This is a genomic window from Proteiniphilum sp. X52, from assembly GCF_003712195.1.
GTDB lineage: Bacteria > Bacteroidota > Bacteroidia > Bacteroidales > Dysgonomonadaceae > Proteiniphilum.
On sequence record NZ_RDSD01000025.1, the window covers coordinates 17,674 to 30,261 of the forward strand.

At 45.7% G+C, this 12,588-nt stretch carries 6 protein-coding genes; 3 read left to right on the forward strand and 3 right to left on the reverse strand.

What is annotated here, in order from left to right:
- The first annotated feature begins 21 nt into the window (after positions 1 to 21).
- Both D7D25_RS15225 and D7D25_RS15230 read left to right on the forward strand, forming a co-directional pair.
- Positions 22 to 1,287, forward strand: coding sequence for a metallophosphoesterase family protein (locus D7D25_RS15225; RefSeq protein WP_122969785.1), 1,266 nt, complete (start codon positions 22 to 24; stop codon positions 1,285 to 1,287).
- A complete protein-coding gene (locus D7D25_RS15230) occupies positions 1,284 to 3,317 on the forward strand; it encodes an alpha-galactosidase (RefSeq protein WP_255417341.1) in 2,034 nt (677 codons plus the stop codon). Before D7D25_RS15225 ends, D7D25_RS15230 begins: the two co-directional genes overlap by 4 nt.
- 142 nt (positions 3,318 to 3,459) lie before the next feature.
- On the opposite strand, the gene D7D25_RS15235 is transcribed toward D7D25_RS15230, so the two are convergent.
- Both D7D25_RS15235 and D7D25_RS15240 read right to left on the reverse strand, forming a co-directional pair.
- Positions 3,460 to 4,584 carry a glycoside hydrolase family 43 protein gene (locus tag D7D25_RS15235; protein WP_122969786.1) on the reverse strand — a complete coding sequence of 375 codons (1,125 nt, stop codon included), beginning with the start codon at positions 4,582 to 4,584 and terminating at the stop codon, positions 3,460 to 3,462.
- Between the two features lie 8 nt (positions 4,585 to 4,592).
- On the reverse strand, positions 4,593 to 6,452 hold the full coding sequence (locus tag D7D25_RS15240; protein ID WP_122969787.1) for a hypothetical protein: 1,860 nt from the start codon (positions 6,450 to 6,452) through the stop codon (positions 4,593 to 4,595).
- A 376-nt stretch (positions 6,453 to 6,828) separates the two neighbouring features.
- Here D7D25_RS15240 and D7D25_RS15245 point away from each other — a divergent pair, with 376 nt between their 5' ends.
- Positions 6,829 to 10,791 carry a hybrid sensor histidine kinase/response regulator transcription factor gene (locus D7D25_RS15245; RefSeq protein ID WP_158602641.1) on the forward strand — a complete coding sequence of 1,321 codons (3,963 nt, stop codon included), beginning with the start codon at positions 6,829 to 6,831 and terminating at the stop codon, positions 10,789 to 10,791.
- On the opposite strand, the gene D7D25_RS15250 is transcribed toward D7D25_RS15245, so the two are convergent.
- Entirely contained in the window at positions 10,788 to 12,581 is a 1,794-nt protein-coding gene (locus D7D25_RS15250) for a right-handed parallel beta-helix repeat-containing protein (protein ID WP_122969789.1), read from the reverse strand. The genes D7D25_RS15245 and D7D25_RS15250 overlap by 4 nt on opposite strands.
- Between the last annotated feature and the right edge of the window lie 7 nt (positions 12,582 to 12,588).

The following is a 12,588-nucleotide window of genomic DNA, read 5'->3' on the forward strand; positions in this document are numbered from 1 at the left end:
TTTGCTTTAAGATCAAAAAGAATGAGAATTGTTTATTATTTACTCTTTTTCTTGTGTGTTACTTGTGGTGCCCATTTGTCCGCACAACAGGTTTCTCCGGAATTACAGGCGAAATGGGATAAGGAAAATTCTCTTCCTGAAAATCCATTGCTTCATCACGCGCCGTCTCGTCTGCCGGACCGGATAACCCTTGTTCCCGCCTCTTCCCTCGCGGATGAAATGGCGGTCATATGGAGAACCGATACCACTGTCAAAAGCAGCAGGATAGAGATAATTGCCGCGGATACCCTTACTTTTCCCAAGGAAAACCGTCGACGCTTCAACGGATCTTATAATGTTGTTCATTATAAAGATTACCCGATGCATTACCATAAGGTGATTGTCAAAAACCTGGATCGGGGAACATTGTATAAATACAGAGTAGGCAATTCTCCCGATTGGAGCCCGTGGCACACCTACAGGCATGGGAATTTCGAAGATACCGTGAGACTATTGTATTTCGGCGATACCCAAAACGGTATTTATGAACATACGACGAAAATTTATAAGGAAGCTGCCAAAAAATTCGACAATGCGGGGCTCGCGGTATATATCGGTGACCTGATCAATCACGCCGATAACGACTACGAATGGTCGGAATGGCATGCCGCCACCGGCGACATAAACACAACACTGCCTGTGATTGCCACACCGGGCAATCATGAATACCTCAAAAACCTGGATGGCAAGAAAACGCGACTTTCGGCCTATTGGACATCCACTTTTCCCTATCCGTATGAATGGGATGCCGGACAGTATTATATGGACTTCGGCTTTGTCCGTTTCATTGTCCTGAACTCCAATGAGAAATTGGACGCGCAGGCGGAATGGTTGGATTCCCTGCTAAACAACACGCAACAGGATTGGGTGGTGCTGGTATCCCACCATCCGGTATTTTCGGGAGCGAAGAACCGGCAGAATAAAGGATTACAGGAAAACTGGCTTCCCGTAATAAAAAAACATAGAGACAAAATAGGATTGGTGCTGCAGGGACATGACCATACCTATGCCCGCGGGGGCTTTCCTGAACGCGATGTCAACAAGACAAACCCTTCTCATCCGGTATTTACCGTGACAGTGATAGGGGATAAATTTTATGAACTGGATCGGCAGCCGTGGATGGATGTCGCCATATCCCATGTCAGCTCGTACCAGTATATCGAGTTGACAAGAGATAGAATTACATACAAGGCATATAGCGAAACAAACCATCTGATCGATCAATTCGAAATCAATAAACCGGAATGACTTTGGATAAAAAGATCTTTACCTTGGTTATTTGCCTTACAGGCCTGTTGTTGAACCTCACTGCCCAAACGAACCCGTTTGTCTGGCTGGATAGTAAGACTCTTCGTGTGATGGATGGTATGAGCGAGCAGTTTTACCTGTGGGAAAAAGGAACTTTGACGATGTTGCGGGCAAGACCATTATCCGGTTCGCATATCGATGTCTTTTCATCCGTGCCCGCCGATAGGAGCAACGACAGCGATCCCACCGGGACGTTTTGGAAAGCCGTCAGGGTAGAGGCAACCGAACGGACTTCGGCATACTCACAAATAGATATGCATGCTGTTTTCCCGGATTATGAATTGATCCGGAGCCTGCGTGTGTATGACGATTGTCCCGGTATTGAATGGCGGTTGGCCATGAGGGGGAAGAACAGTTTGTTTCCGGTGGTATCCTCTTCCGGTTCCGACCTTGTGGAAAATCCCGCGTTATTGAACGGCAGCGCGCCCTATTATCACTTTTTACCATTTTCCTCGCCGCATTATGCAACGAGAATAGTCTCTTTCCGCGAGGCGACGGATCATCATAGCAATATTGTCCGGTCAAGCACGGAATTGCCCTATCGGAAACCGCAATATTACGAGGGAAATGTGCTGATTGCGAGAAATAACCGCAAAAATGAATTTCATCTGGTAGTAAAACAGTCTCCGTTGCAGGATGCACAGTCCGCCTACACCGGATTTGATTTCAGTACGGACTTTTCAGGTATCAAAGTTCATTCCCCGGGCTTTGATTTTGGGTATGATCCCGGAAGAGACACCTGCTGGCAGGAAGCATATTGCCTGTTCACGGTAATGTACGCCGGAAGCGAGAAAACGGCACTGAACCTGTATAAGAAGTATGAACTGACGGTTCATCGATATCTTCCTCACATGGATAACACGTTTACCATGAATACGTGGGGGGATCGCAACAGGGACAGCCGGATCAATGAGGCGTTTATCCTGAATGAGTTGGAGGCCGCTTCGAGACTTGGCATTACCCATTATCAGATAGACGATGGCTGGCAGCAGGGCCTTTCAAGGAATTCGGCCCAGAAAGCCAATATGTTGTGGGATGATTGGGGTGCTTCCGATTGGGAGGTAAATAGCACCCGCTTTCCGAACGGATTGGCAAAGGTAAAGGAAAAAGCCGCTTCGATGGGAATATCACTTGGATTGTGGTTCAATCCTTCCAAGAAGGGGAATTACGCGGCATGGCAACGGGACAAGGATATCCTCACCGGCCTGCATGGGACACATGGCCTGTCATGGATAAAGATAGACGGGTTGGAGATTGGCGACAAACTTTCGGAGAGCAGGGTGCGACAGATGTTACAGGGGGCAGCCGAGGAAAGCGATTTTCGTTTGCAGTTTAACATGGATGTGACAGCGGGAAAACGCGGAGGTTATTTTTATTTCAACCGCTTGGGCAATATCTTTCTGGAAAACCGTTATACCGACTGGGGAAACTATTATCCTCATTTGACGTTGAGGAATATCTGGTCGTTGGCCGAATATGTTCCGATACAAAGAATTCAGGTTGAATGGCTGAACAAATGGAGGAATGAGCAACAGTATCCGGAAAACGATCCGCTAAGTCCCGGCAATATACCGTTTGATTATCAGTTTGCCATCACCATGATGGGACAACCGCTGGCTTGGATGGAAGCAACGGGATTACCTGACGAAGCCTTCGATGTGAGAAGCCTGATCGATATCTGGAAATCGGAAAGAAGCCGGATGCAGCAAGGGGTCATCTCCCCGGTGGGGCAGATCCCCGACGGGTTTAGTTTCCCGGGTTTCGTGAGTTGTGCGGACGACAGGGTATATGTGCTTCTGTTCAGGGAGAATACGTCACATTCCACAGGGAGATATGATTTGTCGCGGGATATAGATGAGATGAACTTCGTGAAACTGGCAGGCGACGGTGCAATCGTTGATGTGGAGGGTAGCACTGTGGAGGTGAATTATACCAAGCCTTTTCAGTTCCTTTGGGGGTATTTATATTAACCATTTACAGGAAAGTCTCAGCCGCTTCTTCTCCCGTATGAAAGGAACCCTCCAAAGACTTATAGTGATGAAACGATCATCACTGACACTTGCAATACCGACATCTGCTTAAATAATTCCAACAGTTTATCAAAAATATTGATCACTCTTCTATTTTCCATTTATCATTCCATCTGATTGTGAAGCGGTCTCCTTCAAATGTGATGGGCAGCCATACATATCTTCCATCTATGGCATTTTGGGGGTTCCACCTGTCACCGATGTAGATATAGGTATCCGGCTTTCCTTGCACAGGCAGGATATAGGTGCTTTGCGAATGAAAGGTCGTTTGGGTTGTATCTCCTATACAGGGATCACCCAACTCTTTCCATTCTCCGAATATATTGTCTGATACGGCCGAACGGGCCTGATTGGGACGCCAGCCCGTGCAGCCAGACATCATCAGGTAATATTTGCCTTCACGCTTGAACATGGCCGGAGCTTCCATAAAGCGCCCGACAAAGAATCTCCCATATTTGCCGGTATGAGACAAATAATCATCCGAAAGCTCGGCAATATGTAAAGTGCTGTTCTCTTCCGAGGCGTAGATATGATAGGCCTTGCCGTCATCATCGACAAAGAGTGTCATATCGCGCGCCATCTGCCCGCTTTTCATATCTCTTCCCAGGATATTGAGCGTATCGGCATTTGCGGGTAGACTTCCGCCATCGAAACTCAGATGCAGGGCGGGACTGTCCCCTTTGTGAATATCCAGCACATTGACGGGATAATGACCCGCATTGGGGCGCACGGCCTTGATATATGTATATGGCCCTGTGACATTATCGCTTATGGCAACGCCACTTAAAGCGCCCTTGTATCCTTTTCCTTTGGGTTCGAGATGAAACCACATGACATATTTCCCCGTCTTGCCATTTTTGATCACTTTGGGCCTTTCGAGAATACACCCCGCCTCGATATCACTACCCGATGAAGGGGGCATTACGGCCAGGACGATTCCCTCATCGGTCCAATTGTACAAGTCGCGCGAGGAATAACAGTGCACGCCCACATTGGCCAAATTGCCGTTTTCGCCTTCTGTCTTGTGCTCGCCAAACCAATAATATACCCCCTTGTCGTACAAGAAACCGCCTCCGTGCGCATTGATGTGAACGTGATTGTTGTCCGGCCAGATTTCACCGGGAAAAAAGTAGCGGTTTCCAGATGGTCCCGCACAGGCTGACAACAGCATCAAAGCGGCCAGTGTAAATGTAATTCTGCTTTTCATTATACCTGTTACTGTTGATAGAAAAAAATGTTCGGTTTATTCACAATCTCTTTTTTAAAACCAGCTTGTTCTTCCAAATAGACATCTCCACATTGGAAAGAACTGATCTCCATCTCCCGGTCTCCGACAAATGAATTTCCTTCAATTGCCACGCTGTTGCAATTTTGGAGGTCGATAAATGGCAGGCCATTGAAGATGGGCTTGTATTGGTGAGTCTGTATAAACTCATTGTTCCTGATAATGAGTTTGTCCACACTCAAGGCATAGACAACCTGCACATCGAAGGTTTTGATCAAGTTGTCCTCAAACAGAATTCTACCGTGATAACAACCCTTAGTCCTTTCAGACTTCGGTATTTCCGGCGAAATCTGCAATACCGATTGGGGTACTTCGCCTCCCTTACCCATGTTGACGAAGGTATTGTTACGAATGACAACATCTGTTACATTTCCTGACTCGAACCAGGAATTGGCATCACCGGCAATGAGGATGCCTGCCATCATTGAATCGAAATAATTGTCTTCTATCAAAACCGGTTTGGGCGTAGATAACAATATACTCCGTGCCCTGTTGTTCCTTACCGTACAGCGCCGCATGACCACATCCGCGGTGTTGGTTAGATTTTCCACGCTCAGGCGGACGGACTTATCCATCTGGGGAAACGGCTGCGCAGAACGGATTACCCAAAAATTATCGTCGATCATTTTAACGTCCTTCACCACGAATCGGTGCACAGGCAACAGGCTCTTGCGATCTACCAGTTGTAGCGTATCACCCACCGAGGCGAACAAGAATCCTTCTTGTTGAACATGTCCGAATCTCAGGAATATACAGTCATCAGATATATTCTCATCAACGACCATATAAGTACCGTGCACATTGGTAGCATCGTCCAGCATATTTTCAAAGACGCAATCTTCAAAGTGGATGGTCCCTCGGCAATTGACGAAGTGGGTCGCATCGGCCGAAGCCGAGATATAGCGTCCCGAGCCTTCACGCAGTCTTACATTGAAGCGGTTCATCGTCACATTTTCAGTGTTTTCTCCGATCAGGGCCATAGCTCCAGCCATGTAAATATTCATATCGGAAAAGCGCACATCCGACGATGAATGCAGAATGATGCCCGGCACCAACCGATTGCTCCTATAAGGACCTTTATCAATGTAGATGGATCCCACAGGCGGGACCTCGGTGGCTGCAAATCCAGACAGACGAACGGTCTGCTCCCCTAATTCTTCTGCGAGCAGTTGCCCTTTCCATTCATGATGCAAGTATTTGGACGTATAATAATAAGGAGCATTTGTCGCCGGATCGAAAACGATGTTCTGACCCAAGGGCTGCGACCAGTCGTAACCCTTGTAAAACAAACGCTTGTCCTTGATTTCATAGTTGATGTCTTCCCGCAACTTTATATCGATACTTTTGTTGACCGGATCGTTTGCCATCACTTTGCCTTCGAGTATAAACGAAGTATTGTAATCAATGCTGATACCTGAAACAGACACCTCTGAACATCTATTGATATAAAATGGCACAATGGATCCGTAAAACATAAATTCAGTGCCATTTCCTCTGATTTCGACATTTTTCATTTCGTTGAGATGGAAGGCTATCTTTTTATATCCATTATCGTTATTCGATACACGGACATACATTCCTTTCGCCTTTTCAGGATAAAAATGATACACTCCCTTTTCAAATTCAAGAATCAAATTTCCTGTTTTGTTTTGTTGTAAAGTTTCCCAAACAATGGAGGTGTAATCGTTTCTTCCGTCAAGAGGTATTTTTACAACAACAGCTTGTTTTCTTGTACACGACACAGCCAAAGTCACACAAACACACATGATCAATCCTAAAATCTTCTTCATATCTAATTTTTTTTAATTATTCCGGATTATGGAGCAATTGTATCTCTTAAGCCGAAAAAAAAGCGGGACAAATTTGATTTAACAAATATAATTGTAAGTCAAAAGAGGAGGAATATCCGTAAGTACAGAATAGCGGCAATTATATAACAGTCTGAAAAGTGACATTCGAAATGAACAAATATATATCCAGCATGAACAAATATACACAAACACATATTGACAATTCCACATCTATATTTTATCTTTGAATTCGTCGTGAATGAATATACGGCAATACATCTGTACTTTTTAAACATTGTATATGAAGAACGTTTTCATTAAGCCAGATGACCCGAGGAAAACTTGTTTGAACTCGGGCATGGCGGGAAAAGGTGCAATGAAATTGAACCTTTATTTTCGTTATTGCACGATACTCTTCCTCCTGAGTCTAACCCTTTGTCTATCTGCCCGGGAAGAAGATGTGATTAAGGACTATATCCGTATCGGTAAAAACGACGGAATCATCAACAATAATGTGACCGCCATATCGGATGACATATACGGACGGATATGGATAGGAACCGCCAAAGGCTTGAACATATACGACAGTCACCATCTGTCCACCGTTGAGCGATACACGGGTTCTTATATTTACTCGCTGTATGACACAGGAAGAGAAATGCTCATTGCCACCCAAACATATATGGACGTATATGATTATGAGCTGGGGACTTTTTCACGCATACGATGGGAAGAAAAAGACCTGGAATTCACTTTATCCATTTTCCCATATGACGGTCGGCATGTCATCACGGCAAATGGTGCCATATATAGCTACGAGAAGGGGAAACTGGATTTGTTGAAAAGCGATGTACCCTATGAGTTGATGTGTATAGACAAATTCGGGACGATGTGGGGATTACATCGCGAAATGGTCTATAGAATTGATGAAAAATTCGACATTGTGAAATCCTATCAACTGGTAAATAACGACCTATCCCCATTGATTGGCATCTGTTTATACCCCGACTCGAAAGGAGCGATATGGGTCGGCACGATAAAAGACGGACTTTACCGATACAACCGGGCATACGATGATTTCAGGAAAGAGGAGTTGACCTCGGCCTATCAAATCAACGAAATCGAGAATATCAACAGCATTCACGAAGACAGATACGACCGCCTGTGGATCGGTCACAACAGTGGCGTGGCGGTATATGACTATAACAACAACTATTTCACCAACTATATGTTTGAGAATAGTTACAACATCACCCTGACCACGACAGTCACAAAGATCTATAAAACCAAAGATCAGCATATGGCCCTCGGGACGTTTTTTACGGGGTTCTTTTACATCAAAGACTTGAGTCCCGGCATACGACTCAGCCATCTGGGCGATAACCGCACAAATACGGGACTCATTACGGCCAACGGTATCGTCAAAGATAAAAGCGACCGCCTGTGGGTCGGTACCAATTGTATGGGAATCAGTATTCTGGATGCCAACGGCAAAGTGCTCAGTCATATAAACCACAGCAATGCCTCCATCAATGACAATATCGTCTCCTTAGAAATAGACGGGAGGGACCATGTCTGGGCAGGGTCGCTATCCAATGGTTTGTATAAGATCGAGCCCGGCGGGAAGATAACGCACTTTATCCATCAACACAACGACCAGAATTCCCTTGCCGGCAGTAAGGTGTTTGTCCTGCATTCCCTCAACCGTGACAGTCTGATTATAGCCAGCAACAAAGGAATTGATGTCTATTTACATGGTCAGAACAGCTTCTCCAATATCATTAGCACGATGCGCGAAGATTATGCGTTCACGAACATTTCCGAGTTTCAGAACTACATTTACGCCACGGATTTGTTCTCCTTTTTTCGAATCGACAGAGAAGCGGGCGAAGTGAAAAAGTTCAGTTATCCGCAATACCGGGACAATCATTTCCAGTGCAGCTATGTTGACGTGTTGGGGCGTTTGTGGCTCGGTACGGCCAAGGGAGAGCTGTTGCTTTTCGAGCACGACACGCTCACCACCTACCTTTCAGACAAAAATCTGGCCCACAACAGCATTTCCAACATTCAGGGCGACGACAGTCAGAATCTTTGGCTGACCTCCGGCAATCACATCCTTCAAATTACCCCGGAGAAAAGCGTAAGACGTATCAATCTGGCCTGGGGGCTTGGAGACAATGAGTTTAATGTACGTTCTTCTTATACCGATAAAGAGGGGAGAATCTATTTTGGAACGACAGACGGCCTGATACATTTCCGTCCCCAAGATCTTGTCATACAGGAGAAACGACGCCCGGAACTCTATATTTCCGACTTTCGTCTGTTTAAAAATTCGCTGGTACCTGGAGAGTCCGACATCTTGAAAAAACACATCAACAACACGGAGAAGATAATGCTTGACCATCATCAGAATATCATTTCCTTTCAAGTTTCCTGCATTGACTTCACGCCCGACGAAGGCATTCCTTACAAGTGTGTCTATATGCTCGAGAACATTGACAATGATTGGGCAGAACTGAATCCGGCATCAAACGAGATATCCTATACGGGACTTTCAAGCGGGAGATACTTCTTTCACGCAAAATTAGTGGCGGAAAATGGAGAGACGCTGGCCTCGAAGAGGATAGAATTATACATCAAGCACCCGCTATGGCTTCGCTGGTATATGATTGTGCTGTACATCATCCTGTTATCTGTGGTTTTGTGGTTCATCAACAAGTATGTCACACGGCAGCGGGAAACGAAAGAAATCATCAGCAAGGCCCGACGCGAGCAAGACGAATTGACCAGGCTGAATGCGATGAAACTGGACTTCTTTACCTTTATCTCCCACGAATTCAAAACGCCGTTAGCCATTATTTCGACGCTTCAAAATGAAATTATCCCCTCCAACCTCGAGGCGGACAGCGATACAAATATCTTCAAAAGAAGTGTAAAACGTCTCGAATTTCTGATTAACCAGCTGATGGACTTCCGAAATATGGAATCTGAACACACCTCGGTCAAGATTGAAAATTACGACATCATTTCCTTTATCAAAGGAATTTATGAGGCCTTTGTTCCGCTATACAAGCACAAGGAGATCGCATATCACTTGGAGAGTGAATTAGACGCGCTTCCGATGATGTTCGATGCAGACAAATTGGAAATGCTGGTCGGCAATTTGTTGAGCAATACCGTCAAACATACCCATCAAGGCGGAAACTGCTATCTAAAGATAAGAAGAGAAGGTGATGAGTTGGTTATCGACATTTTCAACAGTGGGCCCTGTCTCTCCGACGAACAGAAGGCCCTTATTTTCCAGCCTTATTACCGCACCGATACTTCCGTTACCAACCCCAACAGCGGCATTGGGCTGGCCATTGTCAACAGCATTGTACAACTGCTGAATATCGGTCTTAAAGTGCTGGCCGTAGAGAACGAAGGCAATATCTTCAGACTGAACATCCCCATCAACCAAGATGATAAAATGGAGATTAGCTCATCGTCCAACAGAAATAATATTGTAAATCAGATTATAGATAATACCATGTACATAGAGGAACAGACGAACCTGTTGAATGAAAACAGTTCTGCTGATTGTCAAGTGCTGATTATCGACAACGATAGCGATACACGCAAGATGCTCCGAAAGAAATTGCAAGATAATTTTCATATCCTGACCGCATCCTCCTCCAAAGAAGCTTTATTGATATTGAAATCTCAGCACCTGGATATTATCATCAGCGATATCTATATGCCCGAAATGGATGGATATGAGTTTTGCCGTCAGGTGAAGAGCAATCCCAAGACCCAGCATATACCAGTTTTTCTCATCACATCCGAATTATCTGCCGAAGCCAAGATGAAAGGGTTCCAATCTGGAGCGGATGTTTTCTTGCAAAAGCCGATCAATATCCAAGAGTTGATCCTGCGACTCAACAACATATTGAAAAGAAAGAATGTTCTTCGCGATTACTTTTCAGGCTTCGTTCAATTAAGTATTGACAAGTCCGAGGTAAACAACAATGCCGACGAAATCTTCATCAAGAAACTGATAGAATATGTCAACGACAATCTCGCCAACCCGGACCTGTCTGTCCAGCAACTGGTAGAGCATACCAATATCAGCCGCACGAAACTATATCTGAACATCAAGCGGATGACAGATCAGACTCCCTCCAAGTTCATCTTGAACCTAAAAATGGACCAGGCCAAGCATCTGCTCCTGTCCACCAGTCTCACGTCCTCTGAAATCTCGTACCGCCTTGGATATTGCAGTCCCAACCACTTCAGCCGTCAATTCAAAGAGTATTTCCATGTATCGCCCAGCGAATTCCGTAAAAATGGCAGTAATTAATGATTATAGGCGCCTATATGGTGGGTTGAGCCGATGTCTCTTCGCCAAAAATCCGTCGTGCTAGCCTGAAAAACAGCGGCTTCCAAGGGGAATGTGTTGGCCAGCATCTGCATTGTCAGGCCCGCGCCTCTGACTGGAGAGTCGGGAGCAGGTTTGAGTTTTGTTCTGGCGGCAATAAACTCCATGGCGGCACTCCAACTACCGACGGGTGCGATGAAAGGATGAGGATCCGATGCGTTCCGATAGATATTGGCATTGTTGTAATAACTGTTTTCGGTGCCGAAAGCCTGGTTGGAATAACCTTGGATATAGTTGTTGATAAAGCATACGACCCCTTCAGCCAGCGGAAGCCCCGTCGTCGTTCTCCAGAAAGGATTCTTTTCAGTCGCTGTCGTATAAAGGAGATTGTTGGCAATATAGATTTTGGCGGGTCTACTGACCCCCAGACTGCTGGAAAAAGCAAAGGCGGTATTGTCATTCCAAGCCGTGGTGGCCGGAAAATGAGTTTTTACAAAGATATTGTTGTAGATATAACAACTTTCTATTCCCTTTACAAATTGAATCAGGGAGGCGTCCGGTGTGGGATCCAGACCGCTTTCCGTCTGGCCCTGTCTTTGGAAATTCCGCTGGCCGTCGTCAATGCTTACATTGTAACGGACGATCGTATTTTTGTGGGGCGTATTGTCAGTGGGACAAATCAGCAAGAAACCGCCGGAATTATTATAACTGAGATTATACTCGACAAGGGTGTTCTCGCAGTCGGAATCCACATCAAAACCGCCACCGTCGCGCATTGTGTGAGAATCTTGCGAGATATTGTAGCGTATGATCGAGTTTTTGGCATGCATCACCCATATCGCGGCCGCATAATTTTGCCTTTTCACATCCAATTGCCCGGGCGTGGCATACCCCACACCCAGTTCGCCCCCGAAACGCACGATATTGCCTTCAATCAGTGCGCCATCAGTACCGGAAACAAGGATGGCATCACCCGGAATTCCTTCGAAGAGGTTGTTTTTGACGACGACCCGTTTGTTGAGTTTTTGGGACACATCGTAGGTCGTCACATCCAAAAACATGTTGAAACCGTTTCTCGCACAGTCGCGGAAAGTGCAGTTTTCAACGCGGAAATCGTCAAAAAAAGCTCCGTTCTTTTCCGCGTTGGAAATCAGCAGGGCCGTTCCGCCCAATGACCAATCCTTATATCCTTTGATGTTCGAAAAAGTACAATGGGTGAAATGGATATGCCTGACCACACTATTGACTGCCCGGACAGTTACGCCCATAATCTTGGGATGCTCTTCCTGAACCTGACTGGTAAAATGAATATTGGAAAACTCCCAATAGGAGTTATCTATCAACTGCAAGGCAAGATGCTGACTCCCGGCGATTTTGGGCAGTTCACCTTCTCCATAATCAGAAAAGACGATGGGTCTGGACTCGCTGCCGCTCCCCGGCAATCCCCATAGTGCGGCATTGAAAACGGAACCTCGTTTCAAGAGGATGGCCACACCTTCTCTTAACAAACCGTTACCATATAGCTTGTCCAAGGTCCGCCACGGCGTGGCTTGACTTAGGCCATCGTGGGCGTCATTTCCGTTCTGGGAGTCTATGTAATAGACTGTATAGCCGGAAATATCCCGCCTTGTGATGACTTCGACCCCGGGCTCCTGTAAATATTCTTCATCATCTATGTACTCACTCGTGCCGTCTTGCTGACATTGACAAACTGTCAGGATAAGAATGCCAAGATATCCTATCCATTTGATATTCTGTTTCAGGTTTTTCATTGTCTGA

Coding starts and splice junctions, on each gene's coding strand:
- D7D25_RS15225 (WP_122969785.1), top strand. CDS start 22: ATGAGAATTGTTTATTATTTACTCTTTTTCTTGTGTGTTACTTGTGGT.
- D7D25_RS15245 (WP_158602641.1), top strand. CDS start 6,829: ATGAAATTGAACCTTTATTTTCGTTATTGCACGATACTCTTCCTCCTG.
- D7D25_RS15235 (WP_122969786.1), bottom strand. CDS start 4,584: ATGAAAAGCAGAATTACATTTACACTGGCCGCTTTGATGCTGTTGTCA.
- D7D25_RS15250 (WP_122969789.1), bottom strand. CDS start 12,581: ATGAAAAACCTGAAACAGAATATCAAATGGATAGGATATCTTGGCATT.
- D7D25_RS15240 (WP_122969787.1), bottom strand. CDS start 6,452: ATGAAGAAGATTTTAGGATTGATCATGTGTGTTTGTGTGACTTTGGCT.
- D7D25_RS15230 (WP_255417341.1), top strand. CDS start 1,284: ATGACTTTGGATAAAAAGATCTTTACCTTGGTTATTTGCCTTACAGGC.